The following is a 23,203-nucleotide window of genomic DNA, read 5'->3' on the forward strand; positions in this document are numbered from 1 at the left end:
CGAGGCGGGCGAGCTCAGCGTCGACGACCCTGTCGCAGCGGGGCTTGCCGTGCTCCAGGCGACGGCGGTCTTCCACCACCCCGCACATGCCGACGAGTGGCGCCGCGAGGGGCTCGACGGCCAGCTCGACGCCGTCCTCGACCTGGTCGTCGAAGGCCTTCGGACCCGTCCCGCCTGACCCAACCCTCGACGGACCGCGACCGCTCCGCTGGTACGCGTGATGTGATGTGGGCATGTTGCCCCGGGCACCCCTCCTCGCCGCGCTCGTCCTCGCGACCGGCCTGGGGTCGGGGCTCGCCGCAGCGCCCGCCCACGCGGCCCCGGCGTTCAGCGCCGCACCGGCCGCCGACGGTGCCACGCCGGAGGTGTCGAGCGTGCCGGTCGGGGCCGAGCCCGACGGCACCGCCGTCAACCTCGACGTCTCGATCTGGCCCCAGGCGGCGGGCCGGCACCCGGTGGTGCTGCTCGCCCACGGCTTCGGCGGCACCAAGGACTCTGTGACAGCACAGGCCGACGAGCTGAACGCGCGCGGCTACGTGGTGGTCACGTGGAGCGCCCGCGGTCACGGCCGCTCCGGTGGGCGCATCCACCTCAACGACCCGGCATACGAGATCGCCGACGCGAAGAGGCTGCTCGACCTCGCCGCCAGGCGCGCCGACGTCGAGCTCGACGCGACCGGCGACCCGCGCGCCGGCGTCATGGGCGCCTCCTACGGCGGCGCACTCGGCCTCATGCTCGCCGGCACCGACCGTCGCGTCGACGGTGTCGTCTCGGCGATCACGTGGAACGACCTCGCCGACGCGTTCTTCCCGCAGTCGGCGGTCACGACGCCGTCCACGACGGCCGCCGGACGCCGCCCGGTCGACGGGCCGGGCCCGTTCAAGCAGGTCTGGGCCACGAACTTCTTCCTGTCGGCGCTGCGCGGCGGTGGCGGGGCGGGAGCCACCGACTGCGGCCGTTTCGACCCGACGATCTGCCGTCTCTTCGTCCAGACGTCCGAGACCGGCGCACCGCCGCCGCAGCTGACCGCCCTGCTTCGCGCCCACAGCCCCAAGCCGACGATGAACGCGGTCACCGCTCCGACGTTCCTCGTCCAGGGCGTCGGCGACTCCCTCTTCGGTCTCGACCAGGCCGACGCCACCGCGTCGGCGCTCGCGGCCAAGGGCACGCCGTATGCCGTCAGGTGGAGCGACGGGGGCCACGACGCCCCCAGCTCGCACGAGGCGGAGGAGGTCGAGGCCTCCTACACGTGGCTCGACCACTACGTGCGCGACAAGGCCGGGCCTGAATCCGCTTTGCCCACAGCCGCTTTCACCTACGGCACGCGCAACACGCGTCCGAACGCGCCGACGACCCTGCACACGCTGCCGGCCTACCCGGGGCTGTCGGGCTCGAAGGTCGAGACGCGCGAGCTGCCGCTGTCGACAGCGTCTGGTGCGCTGCTGCACCCGCCCGGTGGTCAGCCGGCATCGCTCATCGCCGTGCCCGGGCTCGCCGCCCTCGGGATCACCGTCTCGACGTACCAGATCGCCGCCCTGCCAGGACAGTCCGCCGCTCTCGACTCCCGGCCGATCAGCGAGGCGGCGACCGTCGTCGGGTCGCCGACGATGCGGTTCACCGTGACCTCCGACAGCACCGACGTGACCCTCTTCGCCTCCGTCTGGCGCGTCACCGGTGGGTCCGTGACCCTCACCAACCCGCTCGTGGCGCCGATTCGCCTGACGGTGACCCCGGGCAGGCCCACGCCCGTGACGATCTCGCTGCCGCCCGCGACCTACGTCATGCCGGCCGGCACCCGCTGGCGCGTGCTGCTCACGAGCACCGAGTCGACCTTCTCCAACTCGCGCACGCCCGGGCGCCTGCTCATCGGCGACGCGTCGGCGATCACGCTGCCCGTGGCCTCCGGAGCCGAGGTCGGCGGTGCCGTGGCCGTCGGCGTCGACACCGAGACCATCCTCGCGAGCGGCGTGCTCGCGGCCCTGCTCCTCGTGGCCCTCGTCGGCTGGCTGCTGCGTCGTCGCCGTCGCCGGCTGCTGCCGTCGCGTCCCGACCTCGCCGACGTGCCGCTCGTCGTCGAGGGGCTCGTCAAGACCTACTCCGACGGGCACCGCGCCGTCGACGACGTGTCGTGGCGCGCCGAGAAGGGCCAGGTCGTCGGCCTGCTCGGGCCCAACGGAGCCGGCAAGACGACGACGATGCGCATGGTCATGGGACTCATCTCCTCCGACGCCGGCAGCGTGCACGTGCTCGGCGAGCCGGTGACCGCGGGCTCCGCCGTGCTCGGTCGGGTCGGGGCGCTCATCGAAGGGCCCGGCTTCCTGCCGCACCTCACCGGGCGCCAGAACCTCGAGGCCTACTGGTCGGCCACCGGCCGCGACCCGGCCGACGCCCACTTCGACGAGGCGCTCGAGGTGGCTGCCCTCGGCGGCGCCGTCGACCGGCCGGTGAAGTCCTACAGCCACGGCATGAAGCAGCGACTCGGCATCGCGCAGGCGATGCTCGGGCTGCCCGAGCTGCTCATCCTCGACGAGCCGACCAACGGCCTCGACCCGCCGCAGATCGCGGCCATGCGACCGATCCTGCGCCGCTACGCCGAGACCGGGCGCACCGTCGTCGTGTCGAGCCACATGCTCGCCGAGGTCGAGATGACCTGCACCCACGTCGTCGTCATGCACGCCGGACGCGTCGTGACCCAGGGCCCCGTCGCCGACCTCGTCGACAGCGACGACACGACCATCCTCGACCTGCCCGAGCACGTCGCGCACGAGGTCGTCAACGCCGGCGTGCACGCCCTGGAGGCGGCCGACGGCATCGCCGAGGTGCGCGTCGACACCCCGACCCGGCTCGTCGTGGTCGCCGACCGCGGTCGCGCCGAGGTCGTCTCAGCGGCCGTCGCGGCGGGTCTGCCCGTCGTCGGTGTCAGCAGTAGGCGCCACCTCGAGGAGGTCTTCCTCGGGGTCATCTCGTCGGCGACCGGCTCGGCCGGAGCCGGCGCAGGCGAACCCGGAGACGAGGGAGCCTCCCTCATCGAACGACTGAGGCAGGTGAGGGCGCGATGACCCACCAACCCGAGCACACCGCGGCACCCACTCCGGGCGAGGCGCTGCTCGACGCCATCGAGCCCGGCGCGGCACCGAGCGCCGAGACGACCTTCGTTCGCGACCCGCTCTCGTGGCGGGCCGAGCTGCGGCGCCAGTGGGGGCGACGGCGTACGACCTGGGCGTTCGGTCTGCTGCTCGCGCTGCCGCTCGTGCTCGTCGCGTCGTTCGCGTTCGGGCAGCGCAGCAACAACAACCGCGGCGGCACGACGACCCGCATCTTCGACCTCGCCCAGAGCGGCGCCGCGAACTTCAGCCTCGTGCTCGTCTTCCTCGCGTCCGAGCTGCTGCTCGTGCTGCTCGCCGCGCTGTTCTGCGGAGACGCCGTGCCGTCCGAGGCGTCGTGGTCGTCGCTGCGCTACCTGCTCATCGCGCCGGTGCAGCGGGCCCGGCTGCTGACGAGCAAGCTCGTCATCGGGGTCGCCTCGACGCTCGCCGCCACGATCCTGCTGCCGGCGTGGGGGTTGCTCGTCGGCGGCATCGCCTACGGGTGGGAGCCGCTGACCAACCCGATCGGCGAGAACCTCGAGTGGGGGCAGTTCCTGCCGCGGCTCGCACTGGCGATGGGCTACATCTTCGTGACGCTGCTGCCGATCGGCGCCATCGCCTTCTGGCTCGGCACGCGCTCCGACGCGCCCCTCGCCGCGGTCGGCGGAGCCGTGCTCTTCAGCATCCTGCTCAACATCCTCGACCAGCTCGACGCGCTCGACCCCTACCGCAACGCCTTTCCGGGCCACTACTCCCGCGAGTGGCAGGACGCCCTGGCGGTGTCGCCCGACTGGAACGACATGGCGCACGGCGTGCTGTGGTCGCTCGTCTGGGCCGTCGCCTTCACGATGCTCGCCTACCGCCGGTTCCGGCGGTCCGACATCCTGAGCTGACGCCGGCGCCGGAAACGGCGCGGCTCAGAGCTTCTTCGCCTCGGGGATGATGCGCTCGCCGAAGATCTCGAGCCAGTCGGTGCGCGAGCCGTCGCCGCCGATGGAGTGCACGTGCGTGACGCCGAGCGCCGCGAGCTCGCCCAGGTGCTCGAGGGTCGCGTCGACGTTCGCGCCGTCGGGGCCCGGGTCGATGCGGCTCATGACCGTCTTCTCGATCTCGTCGTAGTCGCGGCCGAGCGCCTCGCAGTGACCGCGCAGCACCTCGAGCTTGTGGGCCAGGTCCGGGGAGTCGAAGAGGTTGCACGCCTGGGCGTACTGCGCCACCATCCGCAGCGTCTTCTTCTCGCCACCACCGCCGATGAGGATCGGCGGGTGCGGCCGCTGCACCGACTGCGGCGAGTTGAGGGTGCTGCCGAGGCGGTAGTGCTTGCCCTCGTAGGGCTCGTCGCTCTCGCTCCACATCTGCAGGCAGATCTGCAGCGTCTCCTCGAGCCGCTCGAAGCGCTCGGCCGTCGGCGGGAACGACAGGCCGAGCCCGACGCACTCCTCCTCGTTCCAGGCGGCGCCGATGCCCAGCCAGGCCCGGCCCTTCGACAGCACGTCGAGCGTCGTGACCTCCTTGGCGAGCAGGCCCGGCTCGCGGTAGACGGCGGCCGTCACCCAGGCGAGCAGCTCCACCCGCTCGGTGACCGCGGCGAGGAAGCCCAGGGCCGTGTAGGCCTCGAGCATCTCGTGCTCCTTCGGCCCGACGCCCCGGATCTGCCAGACGTGGTCCATCACCGAGAGCTTGGTGAAGCCGACGTCCTCGGCGGTGCGTGCTGTGCGCACGAGGTCGTCGACGAAGGTCGCGGAGCCGCCGCTCCACGTGAAGTTGGCGAGGTGCAGTCCGAGGTCCATGACTCGCACACTACGTGCGTGAGGCGGCCGACGCTTCCAGCCGACTCACAGCCTCGGTCGGGCACCGGTCACTCGGCGTCGGCGGTCCCGACCTGCGACCCCGACACGGGAGGCTCCGCCGACCACGGGAAGACGATCCACTGGTCCGTCTCGCGCCAGACGTAGTCGGGCGTCACGACCGACCTCGACTTGCCGTAGATCACGGCGCTGCGCGCCTCGGCCCCGTGCTCCTGGAGCAGGTCCAGCACGAGGGCCAGGGTGCGACCAGAGTCGGCGACGTCGTCGACGACGAGGATCCGGCGGCCCTTGATGCTCTCGGTGTCGAGGTGCGGGGCGAGCAGCACCGGGTCGGGCAACGTCTCCTCGACGTCGGTGTAGAACTCCACGTTGATGGCGTCGGTGAGCTTGATGCCGAGGGCGTAGGAGAGGCCGCCGCCCGGGATGAGCCCGCCGCGGGCCACCGCCACGAGGATCTCGGGGCGGAAGCTCGAGTCGGCGACGAGCGTCGCGAGCTCACGGATGGCGGTGCCGAAGCCCTCCCACGTCAGCACCTCCTTGTCGACCAGGGCGGAGGAGTCGGCGTCGTAGGCGGTGGTCATGGACCGAGGCTAGCCACCCCGGGTGAACACCGTGTTTCCCGGTGGTCCGGCTCGTCGGCCCGTCGGGCAGACTGGCCGGGTGAGCCAACCGCCCCGTCTCCTCGGTCCGTCCCGGCGCTCGCAGGTGCCGCCGTTCGAGGTGATGGACGTGCTCGACCGGGTCGCTGTGCTCCGCGCCGCGGGGCGCGACGTCGTCTCGCTGTGCGCCGGCGAGCCGTCCGGCGGGGCGCCGGCGCTCGTCTCCGAGGCGGCCGCTCGCATCCACGCCTCCGGCCGGGCGCTCACCTACACCTCCGCGCTGGGCATCCACGAGCTGCGCGCCGAGATCGCCGCGCACTACCGGCGCTGGTACGGCCTCGACGTCGACCCGGCCAGGGTCGCGATCACGACCGGCTCCTCGGGCGGATTCGTGCTGGCCTTCCTCGCGGCGTTCGAGGCGGGCGACCGGGTGGCCCTCGCCCGGCCCGGCTACCCCGCCTACCGCAACATCCTCACCTCGCTCGGCTGCGAGGTCGTCGAGATCGACTGCGGACCTGACACGCGCTACCAGCCGACACCCGAGCTGCTGGATGCGGCGCAGGTGGACGGCCCGCTCGCCGGACTGATCGTCGCCTCGCCCGCCAACCCGACCGGCACGATGGTCGACCGTGCCGAGCTGGCGGCGATCACGGGCTGGTGCGCCGCCAACGGCGTCCGGCTCGTCAGCGACGAGATCTACCACGGTGTCACCTACCCCGAGCCGGGCTCGCCCGACCCGCGCGGCGTCTGCGCGTGGGAGACCGACGACTCCTCGGTCGTGGTCTCGTCGTTCAGCAAGTACTGGGGCATGACGGGCTGGCGCCTGGGCTGGCTGCTGCTGCCCGAGGACCTCGCGCGCCCCGTCGACGCGCTCGCCGGCAACGTCGCGCTCTGCCCGCCCGCCCCGGCGCAGTATGCCGCCGTGTCGGCTTTCGCGGAGGAGTCCTACCGTGAGTGCGACGAGGCGGTGGAGGAGTTCGCGCGCACGCGGAGGCTGCTGCTGCACCATGCCGCCCGACTCGGGTGGGGCGACTCGGCACCACCCGACGGCGCGTTCTACTACTGGGCCGACCTCGGCCCGCTGCTCGAGCGCTGGGGGAGCTCGGCGGCGTACGCCCGGGCCCTGCTGGAGGACGTCGGCGTCGCCATCACTCCGGGCGGCGACTTCGACGACCGTGCCGGCGGTCGCTCGGTACGGCTCAGCTTCGCGGCCGGCAGCACCGCCGTCGGCGAGGCGATCGACCGGATCGAGGCCTTCAACGCGCGGTGAGCCGCTAGCGTCCCGGCATGGGCTGGTTCAGCGACCTCGTCGGCGTCGTCCGCACCCGCCTGGGCGGCCGTCCCGAGCCGACGCCTGCCGGGCAGGCCGTGACGATCGACGAGGTGCTCGACCGGATGCGCGCGGCAGGTGCGACGCTGCCCGAAGGCGACGGGGTGCGAGCGTTCCACGAGATGTACGTGCACGTCACCGAGCTCGTGCGTGACCGCGTGGCGGGCGACGACTTCGCCGACGGGCGGTTCATGACGAGGCTCGACGTCGTCTTCGCCGGCCTCTACCTCGAGGCGCTCACCGCGGGTGACCCCCCACACGCCTGGGCGCCGCTCGTGGAGTGCCGTCGCACGCCCGGCATCCTCTCGATCCAGTTCGCGATCGCCGGCATGAACGCGCACATCAACCACGACCTGCCGCTCGCGCTCGTGCGCACCTGCCGGCAGCTCGGCACCGACCTCGACGCCGCCGGGGTCGAGGCCGACTACCAGCGCATCACCGGCATCCTCGAGTCGGTGCAGGAGCAGGTGCGCCGCTCCTTCCTCGACGGCATCCACCTCGAGCTCGACGCGGTCGCGGCGCCGGTGACCAACCTCGTCGGCTCGTGGAGCATCGCCCGCGCGCGCGACGCCGCCTGGACCAACGCCCGAGTGCTGTGGGAGCTGCAGGGCGTCGAGCCGCTGCGCACCGAGTTCCTCGACCGGCTCGACCGGAGCGTCGGGCTCGCCGGTCGCTGCCTGCTCACCCCGGTGGCCGCCCCCGCCTGACAGTGCGGGTCAGGCGGGGGTGGCGACCGGCCGGGCGACGGGCTCGATGGCGGCCTCGACGGCAGGCGCCGGCTCGGCGACGGGGGCCGGCGGGGTCGCGCCCGTGCGCAGGGCGGCGCGCAGCCGCCAGGCGCCGTAGACGGCGACGAGGCTGATCACGAGGTGCAGCCCGAGGAACCCGTTCGCGAGGCCGAGGCCGAGCAGGGCGCCGGCGACGAGCGGGCCGACGGCCGAGAAGGTGGTCTGGATCGCGGTGAAGGTGCCGAGCGTCGTGCCGACGAGGCCCTTGGGGGCGAGGCTCGCGGTGAGCGGGTTCAGCACCGGCGCGTACATCGTCTCGCCGACGGCGAAGATGCCGAACGTCGTGACGAAGAGGGCGGCCGCGACGTCGGGGGTCAGCTGGGCGACCGAGAGGACGACCCACGACAGCGTCCACACGCCGCCGACGACCATGAGCAGGCTGGCGGCGTTGCGCCGCGCGGTGAGCCGCACCACGACGACCTGGAGCGCGACGATGACGATGCAGTTGACGGCTGCGGCCAGCCCGATGGCCGACTCGTCGACGTGGAGGACCGTCAACGCGTACGCGGGCAGGCCCGACTCGAACTGGGCGTAGAAGCCGAGGGCCAGGGCGACGGTGACGACGGCGGTCCAGCGCAGGGCGGGCACCGCGAAGATGCGGCGCAGCGCCTCGACGGTGCCGAGCCGCTGCTCCGCCTCACCGGCGGCGAGGTCGGGCGCGATCTCGGTGGGGGCGCCGATGCCGGCCAGGTGGATGGTCACGGCGGACAGGGCGAAGCCCACTCCGGCGGCGACGAAGGCGGCCGTCATGCCGTCCGGGCGCGCGAGGTCGACGAACTGGCCGGCGACGAAGGCACCGACCGCCATGCCGATCGCCTCGCCCGTGAACTTGTACGCGAAGACCTTGCGGCGGTCGTCGCTGCCGGCCCAGCGCAGCACGAGCACCGAGGCGGCAGGGCCGGACGCCGTCAGGCCGAAGCCGAAGACGAACATGCCGGCGAGGAAGGTGGCGGGCGCGTCGGCCCAGACCAGGCTGCCGACGCCAGCCGCGGCGACGAGCTTGGCGACGACGGCGACGACGACCGGGTCGAACCGGTCGCTCAGCCGCCCGGCGAACGGCGCCGCGACGAGCGCCCCGACGGAGAAGAGCGTGCTGGCGAGGGCGGCCGTGAGGGCGCCCCAGCCGCGGGTGTTGGCCGCGTACGCGTACTGGTAGGGCAGGACGGTTCCCCATCCGAGCATGCCGACTGACGACGCGAGGACGAGGAGCTTGGTGCGCACGGGATTCACACCCTTCGGGGGTCTGGGTTTCGGGGACGCGTTCGACAACGCAGTTTCGACCTCGAATATTTCGTATTCGAAGTTCGATATCGAACATTAGCAGTGCGCGCAGGGATGGAACAATGCGGTTCCATGGCAGCGAAGCGACGGCGGTCCGCCCAGCAGGAGCACGCGGCCGACGTCGCCACCTACGTCGCCGCCGGCGGCGAGGAGTCGGTCCAGCGCGTCATCACGGCCGTCTACGCCGTCACGAAGAAGCTCGACCAGTGGTACGTGCGGCAGTTCGCCGACCTCGACCTCACCCAGGGCGAGTGGTCGGTGCTGGCCGCCCTCGCCCGCGCCGGCGACACGTGCCTCACCCCGAGCCAGCTCGCCGACCTGTCCAACGTCGCGCCGTCGTCGATGACGCACCGCCTCGACAAGATGTCGGGCCGAGGCCTCGTGCAGCGACGCCCCGACGAGACCAACCGCACCCGCACGCTCGTGTCGCTGACGACCGACGGCTGGGCCCTCTTCAGCGCCGCCGTCCGCGAGTCGAACGTCGTCGAGAGCGACACCCTGCGCGGCCTGTCGACCCCCGAGCGCCACGAGCTCGCGCGCCTGCTCGAGATCGTCATCGAGGGCCTCGACGACGTCGACGCGTGACCGTCGCCCGGCGTAGCGTCGCGGCATGAGCGAGCAGCAGAGCCCGTCGACGGCCCGGGTCGCCCTCGTCACCGGCACCTCCTCCGGCATGGGCCTGCACACGGCCGTCGAGCTGGCGAGGCGCGGCCTCACCGTCGTCGCCACGATGCGCGACCCCTCCCGGGCAGCGGCCCTGACCGATGCCGCGCGCGAGGCGGGCGTCGAGCTCGACGTGCGCGCCCTCGACGTCACCGACCACGAGGCCGCCCGTGCCTGCGTCGAGGGGGTGGTCGCCGACCACGGGCGCATCGACGTGCTCGTCAACAACGCCGGCCGCGGCGCCGTCGCCACCGCCGAACAGCTCTCGATCGGCGACGTGCGCGACCAGCTCGAGGTCAACTACCTCGGCCCGGTCGCCCTGACCAAGCTCGCGCTGCCACACATGCGCGAGGCAGGTGCGGGCACCGTGCTCACGGTGACGAGCGTCGGCGGCGCGGTCGGCCAGCCCTTCGCCGACGCCTACTGCGGCGCGAAGTTCGCCGTCGAGGGCTTCATGCAGTCGCTGGCCGTCGTCATGCTGCCGCACGGCGTTCACGTCTCGGTCGTCGAGCCGGCTGCCGTCGCGAGCGACTTCGTCGGCAACGTGGCCCGGGCCGACGAGGTGCTCGACGACCCGTATGCCGCCCAGCTCTCCGCCTACCTCGCCCGCACCGCCGGGGCCTTCGCGGGCGCCCAGAGCTCGCGCGACGCGGCTGTCGCGATCGCCGACGCCGCCCTGTCGAGCGAGTACCGGTTCCGCTGGCAGACCTCGGCGGGGGCGACCGCGTTCGTCGGACTGTCCCTCGCCGACACCGACGGGAGCCGGGTGCTCGGCGCGACCCGCGGGTGGGTCGAGACCGCCCCGAACTAGAGTCGCCGCGTGAGCTACCGGAGGCCCGTCCCGACCATCGGCGACGCGACGTCCGCGGTCGAGCGCGCCCAGGCGCCTGACGCGTGGGCGATGCCCGACGACCTCGCATCGCTGGAGAGGGTGGTCGGCGCCCGCCGCGACATCCGGCGCTACCGCCCCGACCCGGTGCCCGACGACGTGCTGACGGCCGTGCTCACCGCCGGCCACCGCGGACCCTCGGTGGGGCACAGCCAGCCGTGGCGCTTCGTCGTCGTCACCGAGGCGCAGACCCGCGACACTGCGGCCCTCATGGCCGACCGCTGCCGGCTGCGCCAGGCCGCCGGCATGGCGGATGAGTCGGCCCGCGGCCTGCTCGACCTGCGCCTCGAGGGCATCCGCGAGGCCCCGGTCGGCGTCGTCGTGGCGTGCGACCGCCGCACCCCGGCGGCCGGGGTGCTCGGTCGCGCCACCTTCCCCGACGCCGACCTCTGGTCGTGCGCGGCTGCCATCGAGAACATGTGGCTGACGGCCCGCGCCCACGGCCTCGGCCTCGGCTGGGTCACCCTCTTCGAGCCGGACGAGCTGAAGGAGCTGCTCGGGCTGCCCGACGGCGTCGAGACCCTCGGCTGGCTCTGCCTCGGCTGGCCCGATGAGCGCCCGCCCGAGCCAGGCCTCGAGCGGGCCGGCTGGAGCAGGCGCCTGCCGCTCGAGCAGGTCGTCATGCGCGAGCGGTGGACCGAGCGCGACGCCCCGACCTCGCACCTGCGGGCCCCCGACCAGGCGCACGTCGTCGGCGCTCGCGACCGGTCGGACGACCTCCTCACCGTGCCCGGCTCGCTCGGCGTCCTCGACTCGGTGCTCGACCGCGTCACCGCGCTGCCTGCCGTGGACGGCGGGGGCACCCTCGTCGTCGCGGCCGCCGACCACGCCGTGACGGCATACGGCGTCACGGCCTTCGACCCGTCGGTCACCGCCGACGTCGCCCGCGCCACTCGCGAGGGCACGTCGATGGGCGCCGTCGCGGCTGCCGCGGCTGGGCTCGACGTCGAGCTCATCGACGCCGGGATCGGCTGCAGCAGAGGCGATCTCGTCAACGAAGATGCACTCGACGAGACCACGTATGCCGGTCTGCTGGCTCTGGGTCGCGAGCGCGGTCGCGCCCTCGCGCCGGGCGGTCCCGTTGCCCTCGGCGAGGTCGGCGTCGGCAACACGACGGTCGCGGCCGCGGTCGCCGCCGCGCTCCTCGACCTCTCGGCCGACGCGGTCGTCGGGCGCGGCTCGTCGGCGGACTCGGCGATGGTCGATCGCAAGCGCGACGTCGTGACCCGGGCTCTCGAACGAGTGGGCGCCGCCGCGCGCGCCGACGAGCCTCTCGATCCGCTCGAGGCGGTGCGGCGACTCGGCGGTGGCGAGCTCGCCGTGCTCACCGGCGTCGTGCTCGGTGCCGCCGAGGCCGGGGGAGTCGTCGTGCTCGACGGGCTCGCGACCTCGGTGTGCGCGCTGGCGGCCGTGCGGGCCGAGCCCGCCGTCGCGGCGCACCTCGTGGCGGGCCAGCGCTCACGTGAGAAGGCCCACGCCGCTGTGCTCCACGAGCTCGGTCTCGAGCCCCTGCTCGACCTGCGCATCCGTGCGGGGGAGGGCGTCGGGGCGGCCCTCGCGACCGGCCTGGTCAAGGACGCGCTCGCCCTGCGCCGAGGGGTCGCCCGCACGTCCACGGTTTGAGTCGGGCGAGGGGGCCCACCTAGTTTGGACGGGTTGTCCAACCGTCCGACTGCCCTCACGAGGGGCTGGGAGCGAAGCATGTCCACACAGACCTCAGACCGTCCGCCGACCCCGGAACGGGGCGCCGACCCCGGCGACCGCGCCTTCTTCGGCCACCCGCGGGGCCTGTCGACCCTCTTCTTCGTCGAGCTGTGGGAGCGCTTCTCCTACTACGGGATGCGCGCCATCCTGCTGTACTTCCTCGTCGACACGGCGGCCAACGGTGGTCTCGGCATCGACGAGACCACCGGCGCGGCCGTGGTCTCGATCTACGGCGCCTCGGTCTACCTGCTCTCGATCATCGGCGGCTTCACCGCCGACCGCGTCTTCGGCGCCCGCCGATCGACCCTCTACGGCGCGGTCGTCATCATGGCCGGTCACGTGTGCCTCGCCCTGCCGACCGCCGCGACGGCGTGGCTCGGCATCGCGCTCGTCGCGCTCGGCACCGGTCTGCTCAAGCCCAACGTCTCGGCGATGGTCGGCACGCTCTACCGCGCCGAGGACGCCCGCCGTGACGGCGGCTTCTCGATCTTCTACATGTCGATCAACATCGGCTCGTTCTTCTCGCCGCTCGTCGTCGGCTGGCTGCGTGAGCACTACGGCTACCACGCGGGCTTCTCGGCCGCGGCCGTCGGCATGGCCATCGCGATCGCCTGGTTCGTCGTCGGGCGCCGCGCCCTCGGCAGCACGGTCGACGACGTGCCCAACCCGCTGGCCCCCGAGGAGCGCAGCCGTGTCGGCGCGCTCGCCGTCGGCATCCTCGTCGCGTTCGTCGCCGTCGTGGCCCTCGCCGGCCTGTGGCGCGACACCGTGCTCGACCAGGTCATCGACGCGATCTCGATCGTCGCGGTCGCCACGCCCATCGCGTACTTCACGATGATGTTCCGCAGCCCCAAGGTGGAGCGCGAGGAGAAGTCGCACCTCGCCGCGTACCTGCCGCTGTGGGTCGGCGCGATGCTCTTCTTCATGATCTTCGAGCAGGCCGCCGGCAAGATGGCGATCTTCGCGGCCGACAACACGGTCAAGGAGACGGCCGGCGTCGCGGTGAATCCCGAGTGGTTCCAGTCGATCAACCCGCTGGCCATCGTGCTCCTCGCGCCGGTCTTCGGCTGGATCTGGACGCGGCGTGCCGGGCGCTTCCCGTCCACGCCGATGAAGTTCACCCTCGGTGTGACGATCATCGGCCTGTCGGCGCTCGCCATGGCCTGGGCCTTCGCCGGCTACCAGGGCAACACCGCCCCGGTCTACGTGCTCGGTGGCGTCTTCGCCATGCAGACGGTCGCCGAGCTGTGCCTCTCGCCCGTGGGCCTGTCGGCCACGACGCGCCTCGCGCCGCGGGCCTTCGCAAGCCAGGCGATGGCGCTCTGGTTCCTCGCGAGCTCCGCCGGGCAGGCGATCGCGGCCCAGCTCATCCAGGCCATGGGCGGCCTCAGCGACGCGACGTTCTACGTCGTCAACGGCGTCATCACGCTCGTCGTCGCGGGCGTGCTGCTCGCGCTCGTGCCGTGGATCCGCCGCAAGATGTCGACGGCCGAGGTCCACGTCTCCGAGCCGTCCGCATCGTCCGAGCCGTCTGAGCCTGCCACCGTCTCGGCGCACTGACGCGGCGCCGCTGGGTCGAGGTGTGCCGTCGCGAGGGGGCGCGACGGGTTACCTCGATCGCCAGAGGGCGCAGCGGGAACGTGCCTCAGCGCAGCAGCAGCACGGCCGCGACGACACCTGCGAGGACGACGAGCACGCGGAAGAGCGTGGGCGGCAGGCGCCGTCCGACGCGGGCGCCGACGTAGCCGCCGACGACCGACCCCGACGCCAGCAGCGCGATCGCGCGCCAGTCGAGGTCGGCCACGGCGACGAAGATGACCCCGGCCACGACGTTGCCCGCGAAGATCGCCAGCGTCTTGAGACCGTTGACGACGCGCAGGTCGATGTCGAGGCCGAGCCCGAGCACGGCGACCATCATGACGCCCGAACCGGCGCCGAAGTAGCCGCCGTAGACGCCGGTCAACAGGGCGAAGGCCGTCGTGACCGGTCCCATCCGGGTGCGCGGCCCCACGTCGTCGCCGCCACGGGTCCTCAGCCAGCGCGCGATCCACGGCTGCACGCCGACGAGCAGGCAGGTGAAGAGGATGAGCCACGGCACGACCGCCTCGAAGACGCTCGAGGGCAGGGCGAGCAGCAGGACGGCCCCGCCCACGGCGCCGAGGGCGCACGTGACGACGACGGTCCACGTGACGCGGGGGTGCTCGCGCAGCTCCTCGCGGTAGCCGAAGGTGCCGCTCACACCGGCGGGCACGAGACCGACCGTGTTGGACGCGTTGGCCACGACCGGTGGCAGCCCGACCGCGAGCAGCACCGGGAAGCTGAGGAGCGAGGCCACGCCCACCGTCGAGGTGAGGACGCCGGCGCCGAGACCCGCGCCGAGCACGGCGAGCATCTCGAGCGGCGTCACGACCCGTCTCGCAGCACGGCGACGTCGCTGACCATGACGACGTGCGCGTGCATGGCGGCAGCGGCCGCCTCGGGGTTGCCGGACCGGATGGCCCTGGCGATGGCGCGGTGGTGGGCGAGGGAGTCTGCGGGACGGCCGGGCTGGCTCAGCGACTCGATGCGGGTCTCACGGACGAGGTCGCGGATCTCGTCCATGAGCCGGGCGAGCAGCAGCGAGTGGGCCGCGGCCGTGACAGCGCCGTGGAAGCGCTCGTCGCCCTCGACGCCGCGACCACCGGCCTCGACGTCGCGCTCCATGTCGTCGAGCGCCTCGTCGATGCGGGCGAGGTCGTCGGCGGTGTGGCGGGTCGCGGCGAGCGCGGCGATCTTCGTCTCGAGGGCGTCGCGGGTCTCGATGATCTCGGGGAGTCGGTGCGCGTGCGCGCGGATCGCCTCGACGATGCGGCGCGGCGCAGGGGCGTCGGCGATGAGCGTCCCGTCGCCGTGGCGCACCGTGACGACCCCGATGACCTCGAGGGCGACGAGGGCCTGGCTGAGTGTCGCGCGGCTCACGCCGAGGCGCTGGGCGAGCTCTCGCTCGGGGGGCAGCCGGTCGCCGGCCGTGAGACCGTTCTCGTCGATCCAAGCGGTGATCTGCTCGGCCACCTGCTCGTAGAGCCGGGTGCGCGTGAGGCGGGACATGCCCGATGTCGACATGGGGTCACTCTATTGACAGTCGGCCCATTGACCTATTGGCTAGGCCACTGAGCCAGCCATGAGCCTCGTCACAAGGGCGTGGAACCAGGCGCGCTGGCCGCGACCGACGGAGGACACCAATGGGACCGGAATGGGTCTCGATCATCGCGCTCGTCGCACTCTTCGTGATCGGCACGCTGCTGCCGATCAACATGGGAGCCCTGGCCTACGTGGCCGCCTGGCTCGTCGGCGTCTACTCACTCCAGCTCAGCGAGAAGGAGATCCTCGCCGGCGTCAGTGGCGACCTCGTCCTGACGCTCATCGGCGTCACCTACCTCTTCGCGATCGCCAAGAACAACGGCACGGTCGACCTCATCGTCAGATCGGCGGTCAGGGCCGTCGGCGGTCGCGTCGCCCTCATCCCGTGGGTGATGTTCTTCGTCACGGCGCTGCTCACCGCCATCGGCGCCGCGAGCCCCGCCGCGTGCGCCATCATCGGCCCGATCGCCCTCGGCTTCGCCGGCCGCTACAAGATCAACCCGCTGCTGATGGGCATGTTCGTCGTGCACGGCGCGCAGGGCGGCGGCTTCTCGCCGATCAGCATCTACGGCACGATCACCAACTCGGTGATGAAGGACAACGGCCTGCCGTCGAGCGAGATGACCGTCTTCCTCGCGAGCTTCTTCGTCAACCTCGCGATGGCCTTCATCCTCTTCCTCGTGCTCGGCGGGCGACGCCTGATGAACCTGCGCGCCGACGACATCGACGGCCCGATCACCGACGAGGAGATCACCGACGACCTGCACCACGGCGGCGTCGGGGTCGCCACCCGCGGCACCGGCACCATCACCGCGACCCGCACGCAGGCCCTCGGCGTCAAGCGCGACCAGGTGCTGACGCTCGTCGCCTTCACGCTCGTCGCCGTCATCGCGCTGGCGTTCGACAAGAACATCGGCTTCGTGTCGATCACGGCCGCTGTCATCCTCGCCATGCTCGCGCCGAACCAGCACAAGGACGCCATCAAGCAGGTCGCGTGGCCGACCGTCCTCCTCGTCGCCGGTGTGAGCACGTATGCCGCCGTGCTGACCGAGGCGAAGGCGCCCGAGTTCGTGGGCATCTGGGCCGCAGGCCTGGGCGCCGTCGTCATCGGCGCGCTCGTGCTCTGCTACGTCGGCGGTGTCGTCTCCGCCTTCGCGAGCTCGACCGCCCTGCTGCCGGTCATCATCCCGATCGCCGTCCCACTCATCAGCAGCGGCGGCATCGGGGCGGCCACGTTCGTCGCGGCCCTCGCGGTCGCCTCGACCATCGTCGACGTCAGCCCGTTCTCCACGAACGGCGCCCTGATGCTCGCGAACCGCCCCGACACGATCAGCGAGCCGGTGTACTACAAGCAGATCCTCACCTACAGCGTCATCGTGGTCCTCGCGGGGCCGCTGCTCGTGTGGGCCGCCCTGATCCTCCCCGGATGGTGAACGAATGACCCCAGGCAAACCCGGCCCCGGCCCCCTCTCCGACGTCGTCGTCGTCGACCTGTCGAGGGCCCTCGCCGGTCCGCACGCGACGATGATGCTCGCCGACCAGGGCGCCCGGGTCATCAAGGTGGAGGCGCCCGGCCGCGGGGACGACACCCGCGGCTGGGGCCCGCCCTTCGTGGGCGAGGAGGGGCGGCGCGAGTCGACGTACTTCCTCTCGGCCAACCGCAACAAGGAGTCGATCACCCTCGACCTCAAGGACGAGGCCGACCGCGACGTGCTGCTCGCCCTCGTGGACCGCGCCGACGTGGTCGTCGAGAACTTCCGCACCGGTGTGCTCGAGCGGCTCGGGCTCGGCATCGAGTCGCTGCTGCAGCGCAACCCGCGCCTCGTCGTCCTGTCGATCACCGGCTTCGGCCACGACGGGCCCGAGGGCGGCCGGGCCGGCTACGACCAGATCGCCCAGGGCGAGGCCGGCCTCATGTCGCTCACCGGCTCCGGGCCCGACGACCCCCAGCGCGTCGGGGTGCCGATCGCCGACCTGCTGTCGGGGATGTACGGCGCGTACGGCGTGGTTGCAGCTCTGAACGAGCGGCACCGCACGGGCAAGGGCAGCGTCGTGCGCACCTCGCTGCTCGCGTCGGTCGTCGGCGTGCACGCCTTCCAGGGCACCCGCTGGACCGTCGCCGGTGAGGTGGGCCGGTCGGCCGGCAACCACCACCCGTCGATCGTCCCCTACGGCCTCTTCCACTGCCGCGACGGCTCGGTGCAGATCGCCGTCGGCAGCGAAGGGCTGTGGCAGCGGCTCTGTGCGGCCTTCGGGCTCGACCCGGCGGCCGAGGGACTGGCGACGAACCCCGAGCGCGTAGCCAACCGGGCGCGCGTCATCGAGGTGCTCGAGGGCGTCTTCGCGGACTGGGATGCCGAGCCGCTGCTGGCGAGGCTCGCCGAGGTCGGCGTGCCTGCCGGCAAGGTGCGCACCCTCGACGAGGTGTACGCGTGGGACCAGACGGCGAGCCAGGGCCTGCTCGTCGAGGTCGAGCACCCGACCCTCGGAGCTCTCACCCTGCCCGGGCCGCCACTGCGCTTCTTCGACGGCGACGGCACCGAGGTGACGCGTCGCGACCACGCCGCGCCGCCCACCCTCGACGAGGACGGCGCGGCGATCCGCGCCTGGCTGAAGGAGGAGTGATGGCGCGCCGACCGTGGACCGCGCACGAGCTGCTCGACCTCGTGCTCGACGCCGGATCCTTCGAGTCGTGGGACGAGCCCATCGACATCAGCGGCCAGCCCGAGGCATACCGGCTCCAGCTCGAGGCAGCGGCAGAGCGGGCCGGCACCGACGAGTCGGTGCTGACCGGACGCGGCCTCGTGCGCGGCCGACCGGTCGCCGTCGTGGTCAACGAGTTCCGCTTCCTCGCCGGGTCGATCGGCCGCGCTGCCGCGCACCGCATCACCTCGGCGGTGCGTCGGGCGACGGCCGAGGGGCTGCCGGTGCTCGCGTCGACCGCCTCCGGCGGCACCCGCATGCAGGAGGGCACGCCCGCCTTCGTCGAGATGGTCGAGATCTCGCGGGCGCTCATGGCGCACCGGGCCGCTCGCCTGCCCTACCTCGTGCACCTGCGCCACCCCACCACCGGCGGCGTGTACGCCTCGTGGGGGTCGCTGGGGCACGTGACCGTCGGGGAGCCCGGCGCCCTCATCGGCTTCCTCGGGCCCAAGGTCTACGAGGCGCTCAACGGTGAGACGTTCCCGCGCGACGTGCAGACGGCCGAGAACCTCACGGCCAAGGGCGTGCTCGACGCAGTGGTCGCCGCGGAGGACCTGCCGATGCTCGTCGACCGGGCGCTCGGCGTGCTCGTCGACGGCCCGACCGTGCCGCGTCTCGAGCTGCGCGAGGGCGAGCCGAGCCGGCACCTCACCGCCTGGGAGTCGATCGAGCTGACGCGCAGCCCGAGCCGCCCCGGCGTGCGCGAGCTGCTGCGCCACGGCGCCAGCAGCACGATCCGGCTCAACGGCACCGACGAAGGTGAGCGTGACGCGACGATGCTCGTCGCCCTGACGCGCCTCGACGGTCAGCCGTGCGTCCTCGTCGGCCAGGACCGGTCGCGACAGACGCCGTCCACCCCGATGGGGCCGGGCGCGCTGCGCGAGGCGCGCCGGGCGATGCGTCTCGCCGAGGAGCTGGGACTGCCGCTCGTCACGGTCATCGACACCCCGGGTGCCGAGCTGTCGCCGCACGCCGAGGAGGGCGCCATCGCCGGCGAGATCGCCCGCTGCATCGCGACCCTCACGACGATGACCGTGCCCACGGTGTCCGTCGTGCTCGGGCAAGGCTGCGGCGGCGGGGCCCTCGCGCTGCTTCCGGCCCGCGAGGTCATCGCGGCCGAGCACGCCTGGCTGTCGCCGCTGCCGCCGGAGGGTGCGAGCGTCATCGTCCACGGCGACGTCTCGCACGCCGCCGAGATGGCCGAGCTGCAGCAGGTCGGCGTGCTCGACCTGGCCGAGCGCGGCATCGTCAGCCACATCGTGCCCGAGCCGGTCGGCGACACGGCAGCAGGCCTCGCGACCGCCGTTGCGGCCGAGACGGCGGCTGCCCTGCGGCGGCAGACCCACGGGAAGGCGCACGTGCTCGCCAGCTGAGCCCGGGGTCCGGTGCCCGTCGGGGTGGCGCTTGTGCGGACCTTGCGCCATTCCTGCTGCTTCACGGCACGGTCCTTGCGGACCGGTCCGGAGAATGTGGACAGGCCCCCGCTCCCGGGGCCGCCGACGCTGGCGCGACGACCGGGGCCGGCGCGACGGGTGAGCTCACGGTCCAGGCCACTGCCAGCGGTGCGGTCGGGGACGTGTCCGGGCTGCGCCCGGTCAGTGGTGAGGTGGCGGCGGTCGTGCCGGGCGAGCAGTCGTGGGTGAAGATCCCGTGGACCTCGGACGCGGCCGTCTGCGCGGTGTCGGTCACGGTCGCCGCCGATGGGGCCACCGTCGCCTACCCCTGGACCACCAAGGCCTTCTCGTCCTTCTACCGCGAGGACCGGCTCGCCGCCGCGGCGACGGACTACACGGCCGTACGCGTACAGCTGCCTTCGTCGGTCACCGCGAGGTCCGTGCCGGCTGAGGTCACGGCTCGGTTCACGACCGCGGCCGGTGCCGCGGGCACGTGCACCGGCGTCGCGACGACGCGCACCTATCGCGTCCTGCTGCCGGTGCGCGCCTGACAGGGACCTGTCATGGCCTGTCAGGGGCCTGTCACGGGAGGTCGTACGGTTCGGGCATCGACTGAGCGGCCGCCCCCTGGTGCCGGGAGGGTCGGTGACGCCGTAGCTGACGTCGTCACGGTCGGATCCCGTCGCGCCCACCCGAGCTCGACGCCCGCGGGCAGCACGTCGCCGCCGGCTGCCCGCTGCACACGTGCCTCGTCGATGGTCCGGTCCAGTGCGCGCCAGACCCGCGCCTCGCCGCGGTCCGGATTCTAGGGACGCATCTACGGCTACCGTCGGGTGATGAGTCAGGAACCCGAGAGAAGTGAACCCGAGCAGGACCGCATCGAGACCCGTGCCGAGCTCCTGCCGGAGGAGCAGGCGGCCGGCAGCGAAGACCCCGAGGCGCAGGCCCGGGCGATCCTCGAGGAGTCCGAAGAGCGCACTGAGGACCCCGAGGGCACGCGACGCGCGTCCACCCAGACCCCCGACGAGCCGGACCCCGACCGCTCAGCGTGACGTTCGGGTCAGGTCGCGGCCGGAGGCGCCAGCCCGAGCGACGCTGCGATCCGCTGGACAGCTGCTCGATCCCCCGTGGCGGCTGCCGTGCGGAGTGCGAGCGTGGGCGCGTGGACCAGCCGGCCGGCCTGCGCGTTCGCGGCATGTTCAGCGGCCTCTGCGGACAGGTCCGGTCTGCGACGCAGGAGTGTGTCGCGGCACTGCCGCCTGACCTGCTCGTGCAGTGCCTCGATGAGCGGACCCACGGCCCGAGCGGCGAGGTCGTCCACCACGCGACCAGCCGCGGTGGCGACCAGCGCCTCGGCGTGCAGCACGGCGGCACGCGTCGCGGGGTCTCGGCGGGCGTCGTCGTGAAGGGCCTCGAGCTCCACGAGCTGGACCCGTCCGGCCCTCGCCACTGCCGGATCGACATTTCGGGGGACCGACAGGTCGACGACGGTCAAGACGTCGGGCCGGCCGAGCAGCGCAGCGTCCACGTGGGCGGCGGTGACCACGGGCTGTGCTGCCGAGGTGGTGCAGATCAGCAGGTCTGTCCGGCTGATCTCGGTCACCAGGTCGTCGAGCGAGCAGACGGCGCCCCGGCCCGCCAGCTTGGCGGCGTAGAGCTCGTTGCGGGCGGCGACCCGGGCCGACAGGCCGAGCTCGGTCAGTCGCGCGAGAGCCGCGGCGGCCATCTGTCCCGAGCCGACGACCAACGTGCGAGGTGAAGCCGCGCCGGCGAGACGCTCCAACCCGATGTCGACCGCCCGCCGCGCGAGCGAGCGGTTCAGCTTCCCGAGCTCGGTCTGGGCATGCGCGTGTTTCGCGCTGCGCAGCGCGGCGGGAAAGAGTCGTTCGAGCAGTGGTCCTGCCGTGCCCGCGATCTGGGCTGCACGGAAGGCGCGCTGCACCTGGACCTGGACGTCGGCTTCGCCCACAACCCGTGACTCGAGACCCGCGGTCACCCTGAAGAGATGCCCGATGGCCTCGGACCCGGAGCGCACCTCGACGGCAGATTCGGCGGCGGCGCGGTCCGGACCCACGCGACCGAACAGCAGGTCGATCAGACCTGCCGGACCCGTCCGTCCGGCTCCGGTGACGGCGTACAGCTCGGTCCGGCTGCAGGTCGAGAGGGCGACCGTCTCCTCGTAGCCGGCGGCACGGAGCTCGTCCAGGAACGCCGGCACGTCGGTAGGTCGAAGTGCCGTGCCCTCGAGGAGTGCCTGCTCCGAACGAACGTGAGAGACGCCGGCCATCACCAGCTGTCCAAGCACGCGGCCCCACCTCCACCCTCGCCGTCCATGCCACCACCACCGGCACGGGAACCGTAGGGGGGCGGCCTCAAGAAAACCTTTGGCCCCGGGCCGGGGTCTTTCTCGTCACGTGGGGGTGAGGTCGACGAGGTGCAGGTGGAGGGTGTCGCCGGTGGGGGCGGGGTAGCGCCGTCCGAGGCGTGGGCGTGGGCGTGGTTCTCGGCTCGGTCGCGGTCTGGGTCTCGGTGGTGGTTGGGGTGGGCCGATGTGCAGGCCGTGTCGGGTGGTGAAGGTCAGGCCGTCGGGTCGGGTGGGGTCGCCGGTGATGGTGAGCTCGCCGCGGTGGTGCCCGTCGTGGTGGAAGGGGCACAGGGCGAGCAGGTTGGCCAGGTCGGTGGGTCCGCCGTCGCGCCAGTGGGTGAGGTGGTGGATCTCGAGGTGGCCGGTGGTGGCGGTGGGGCAGCCGGGGAAGCGGCAGCCGCGGTCGCGGTCGAGCACGAGGGTGCGGGTGCGGTGGGGGACGACGCGGTGGCTGCGGCCGACGTTGACGGGGTGGCCCGCGGTCTGCCAGACGGGGGTGAGGGTGCCGTCGCAGGTGAGCCCGTCGATGATGTGCCGGGGCAGGCGGGGTCTGCCGGTGAGCCAGCCGCCGTCGGTGTCGAGGTGGACCTGGACGCGGTACCGGGCCCGTCGGGCGGCTGCGCTGGAGCCACTCGCACCTGTGCGGGCGGTGTCGAGGGAGCGGGTGGCGAGCAGGGTCAGGGCGTCGGCCCAGGTGATCCGGGGTGGGCCGCCGTCGGTGGTGTGGTGGTCGGGGTCGAGGACGTCACCGTCGTGTTTCGTGGCGGTGCTGCTGGTGGTGTGGAAGAGGTGGTCCTTGGCTTCGGCGAGGGCGGCTTCGACGAGGGCGCCGAGGTGGGAGGGGGCGTCGTAGCGCAGCCGGAACCGGCCGTCGGTGTAGCCGATCGTGAGGGTTGCGGGCTCGACGAGCTCGGGCTCGGGCTCGGTGCCGAGTTCCCGCTCGCCGGGCGGGACTTCTCCGGGGAGGGCGTTGCCGGTCTCGTCGACGGTGTCGGGCTGGAGGGTGAAGTCGTAGCGGGGGATGGTGCGTTGCAGCTGGGTGACGGTGGCGTGCTGGGCGAACTCGGCGGCGGTGGTGTCGAAGGCGGTGGGGGTGTGGCGGGCGACGACGGCGGCCTGGTCGAGGCTGATCCGGCCCTCGCGTAGGGCGGTGGTGGTGGCGGGCAGCTCGTCGGCGCGGCGGGCCAGCAGCAGGATGGCGGCGGCTTGTCCGCGGGAGAGCCCGGCGCGCAGCATCAGCCAGTGCTCGGGTGAGCGCAGCCCGGCGGCCTGCCAGGAGCCGTCGGTCAGGACGGTGGTGACGAAGTCGACGAGGCGGGCGTGGGCGTCGTGCAGGTCGGCGGCCAGGGATGCGACGTGGTCCCAGTCCTGCTCGATCTGTTGCGCGCTTCCCATGCCCCTATCGTACAGGTGTTCTGCATATCTGCTTGGGTGAAGTAGCATCTGTGGATGACCGCGAATCCGATTCGGGGC

General features: G+C 72.8%; 20 protein-coding genes and 1 pseudogene. 14 read left to right on the top strand and 7 right to left on the bottom strand.

The window, feature by feature from the left end; all coding sequences use genetic code 11:
- From ACYVNR_RS02635 to ACYVNR_RS02645, 3 genes and pseudogenes are all read left to right on the top strand, one after another.
- Positions 1–178 (top strand): annotated as a pseudogene (locus ACYVNR_RS02635) (TetR/AcrR family transcriptional regulator); the annotation flags it as partial.
- A gap of 55 nt (positions 179–233) precedes the next feature.
- Positions 234–3,059: an alpha/beta fold hydrolase gene (locus ACYVNR_RS02640; protein ID WP_461046392.1), complete on the top strand. Its 2,826-nt coding sequence runs from the start codon at positions 234–236 to the stop codon at positions 3,057–3,059.
- Positions 3,056–3,979 (top strand): ABC transporter permease, encoded by a 924-nt coding sequence (locus tag ACYVNR_RS02645; RefSeq protein WP_052677101.1) that lies wholly within the window; start codon positions 3,056–3,058, stop codon positions 3,977–3,979. Before ACYVNR_RS02640 ends, ACYVNR_RS02645 begins: the two co-directional genes overlap by 4 nt.
- A 24-nt stretch (positions 3,980–4,003) precedes the next feature.
- On the opposite strand, the gene ACYVNR_RS02650 is transcribed toward ACYVNR_RS02645, so the two are convergent.
- The gene (locus ACYVNR_RS02650; RefSeq protein WP_461046395.1) at positions 4,004–4,876 is read right to left on the bottom strand and encodes an LLM class F420-dependent oxidoreductase; all 873 of its coding nucleotides are present in this window, start codon (positions 4,874–4,876) and stop codon (positions 4,004–4,006) included.
- 68 nt (positions 4,877–4,944) lie between these two features.
- Entirely contained in the window at positions 4,945–5,475 is a 531-nt protein-coding gene (locus tag ACYVNR_RS02655; protein ID WP_461046397.1) for a phosphoribosyltransferase, read from the bottom strand.
- 142 nt (positions 5,476–5,617) lie between these two features.
- Here ACYVNR_RS02655 and ACYVNR_RS02660 point away from each other — a divergent pair, with 142 nt between their 5' ends.
- Entirely contained in the window at positions 5,618–6,763 is a 1,146-nt protein-coding gene (locus tag ACYVNR_RS02660) for an aminotransferase class I/II-fold pyridoxal phosphate-dependent enzyme (RefSeq protein WP_461046424.1), read from the top strand.
- Between the two features lie 17 nt (positions 6,764–6,780).
- The gene (locus ACYVNR_RS02665) at positions 6,781–7,530 is read left to right on the top strand and encodes a DUF5995 family protein (RefSeq protein WP_461046399.1); all 750 of its coding nucleotides are present in this window, start codon (positions 6,781–6,783) and stop codon (positions 7,528–7,530) included.
- Positions 7,531–7,539: 9 nt separating this feature from the next.
- On the opposite strand, the gene ACYVNR_RS02670 is transcribed toward ACYVNR_RS02665, so the two are convergent.
- Complete coding sequence (locus tag ACYVNR_RS02670; RefSeq protein WP_461046401.1) at positions 7,540–8,832, bottom strand: MFS transporter; 1,293 nt, start codon at positions 8,830–8,832, stop codon at positions 7,540–7,542.
- Between the two features lie 132 nt (positions 8,833–8,964).
- Here ACYVNR_RS02670 and ACYVNR_RS02675 point away from each other — a divergent pair, with 132 nt between their 5' ends.
- The 4 genes from ACYVNR_RS02675 to ACYVNR_RS02690 all read left to right on the top strand — a co-directional run bounded on the left by ACYVNR_RS02675 (position 8,965) and on the right by ACYVNR_RS02690 (position 13,708).
- The gene (locus tag ACYVNR_RS02675) at positions 8,965–9,477 is read left to right on the top strand and encodes a MarR family winged helix-turn-helix transcriptional regulator (RefSeq protein WP_045188623.1); all 513 of its coding nucleotides are present in this window, start codon (positions 8,965–8,967) and stop codon (positions 9,475–9,477) included.
- A 25-nt stretch (positions 9,478–9,502) separates the two neighbouring features.
- The gene (locus tag ACYVNR_RS02680; protein ID WP_461046403.1) at positions 9,503–10,366 is read left to right on the top strand and encodes an SDR family oxidoreductase; all 864 of its coding nucleotides are present in this window, start codon (positions 9,503–9,505) and stop codon (positions 10,364–10,366) included.
- 9 nt (positions 10,367–10,375) lie between these two features.
- The gene (gene bluB / locus ACYVNR_RS02685) at positions 10,376–12,067 is read left to right on the top strand and encodes a 5,6-dimethylbenzimidazole synthase (RefSeq protein WP_461046405.1); all 1,692 of its coding nucleotides are present in this window, start codon (positions 10,376–10,378) and stop codon (positions 12,065–12,067) included.
- A gap of 78 nt (positions 12,068–12,145) precedes the next feature.
- Complete coding sequence (locus ACYVNR_RS02690) at positions 12,146–13,708, top strand: peptide MFS transporter (RefSeq protein WP_461046408.1); 1,563 nt, start codon at positions 12,146–12,148, stop codon at positions 13,706–13,708.
- Positions 13,709–13,793: 85 nt separating this feature from the next.
- Here ACYVNR_RS02690 and ACYVNR_RS02695 read toward each other — a convergent pair whose 3' ends face one another.
- Together ACYVNR_RS02695 and ACYVNR_RS02700 are read right to left on the bottom strand one after the other, a co-directional pair.
- A complete protein-coding gene (locus ACYVNR_RS02695) occupies positions 13,794–14,555 on the bottom strand; it encodes a sulfite exporter TauE/SafE family protein (protein ID WP_461046410.1) in 762 nt (253 codons plus the stop codon).
- Positions 14,552–15,250 carry a FadR/GntR family transcriptional regulator gene (locus ACYVNR_RS02700; protein WP_458803424.1) on the bottom strand — a complete coding sequence of 233 codons (699 nt, stop codon included), beginning with the start codon at positions 15,248–15,250 and terminating at the stop codon, positions 14,552–14,554. The genes ACYVNR_RS02695 and ACYVNR_RS02700 overlap by 4 nt, the downstream gene beginning before the upstream one ends.
- A 119-nt stretch (positions 15,251–15,369) precedes the next feature.
- On the opposite strand from ACYVNR_RS02700, the gene ACYVNR_RS02705 reads away from it, so the two are divergent.
- The 5 genes from ACYVNR_RS02705 to ACYVNR_RS02725 all read left to right on the top strand — a co-directional run bounded on the left by ACYVNR_RS02705 (position 15,370) and on the right by ACYVNR_RS02725 (position 20,417).
- Positions 15,370–16,701 (top strand): SLC13 family permease, encoded by a 1,332-nt coding sequence (locus ACYVNR_RS02705; protein WP_461046412.1) that lies wholly within the window; start codon positions 15,370–15,372, stop codon positions 16,699–16,701.
- A 4-nt stretch (positions 16,702–16,705) separates the two neighbouring features.
- Positions 16,706–17,893, top strand: coding sequence for a CaiB/BaiF CoA transferase family protein (locus ACYVNR_RS02710; protein ID WP_045188637.1), 1,188 nt, complete (start codon positions 16,706–16,708; stop codon positions 17,891–17,893).
- A complete protein-coding gene (locus tag ACYVNR_RS02715) occupies positions 17,893–19,344 on the top strand; it encodes a carboxyl transferase domain-containing protein (protein ID WP_461046415.1) in 1,452 nt (483 codons plus the stop codon). The genes ACYVNR_RS02710 and ACYVNR_RS02715 overlap by 1 nt, the downstream gene beginning before the upstream one ends.
- Positions 19,345–19,547: 203 nt before the next feature.
- Positions 19,548–19,916, top strand: coding sequence for a hypothetical protein (locus ACYVNR_RS02720; RefSeq protein ID WP_461046417.1), 369 nt, complete (start codon positions 19,548–19,550; stop codon positions 19,914–19,916).
- 285 nt (positions 19,917–20,201) lie between these two features.
- The gene (locus tag ACYVNR_RS02725; RefSeq protein ID WP_461046418.1) at positions 20,202–20,417 is read left to right on the top strand and encodes a hypothetical protein; all 216 of its coding nucleotides are present in this window, start codon (positions 20,202–20,204) and stop codon (positions 20,415–20,417) included.
- Positions 20,418–20,425: 8 nt separating this feature from the next.
- Here the strand turns inward: ACYVNR_RS02725 and ACYVNR_RS02730 are convergent, their stop codons facing one another.
- Both ACYVNR_RS02730 and ACYVNR_RS02735 read right to left on the bottom strand, forming a co-directional pair.
- The gene (locus ACYVNR_RS02730; protein WP_461046420.1) at positions 20,426–21,670 is read right to left on the bottom strand and encodes a glutamyl-tRNA reductase; all 1,245 of its coding nucleotides are present in this window, start codon (positions 21,668–21,670) and stop codon (positions 20,426–20,428) included.
- A 105-nt stretch (positions 21,671–21,775) separates the two neighbouring features.
- Positions 21,776–23,125 carry an HNH endonuclease signature motif containing protein gene (locus tag ACYVNR_RS02735; RefSeq protein WP_461046422.1) on the bottom strand — a complete coding sequence of 450 codons (1,350 nt, stop codon included), beginning with the start codon at positions 23,123–23,125 and terminating at the stop codon, positions 21,776–21,778.
- Positions 23,126–23,203 lie beyond the last annotated feature (78 nt).

It is taken from the genome of Terrabacter koreensis, assembly GCF_054783315.1.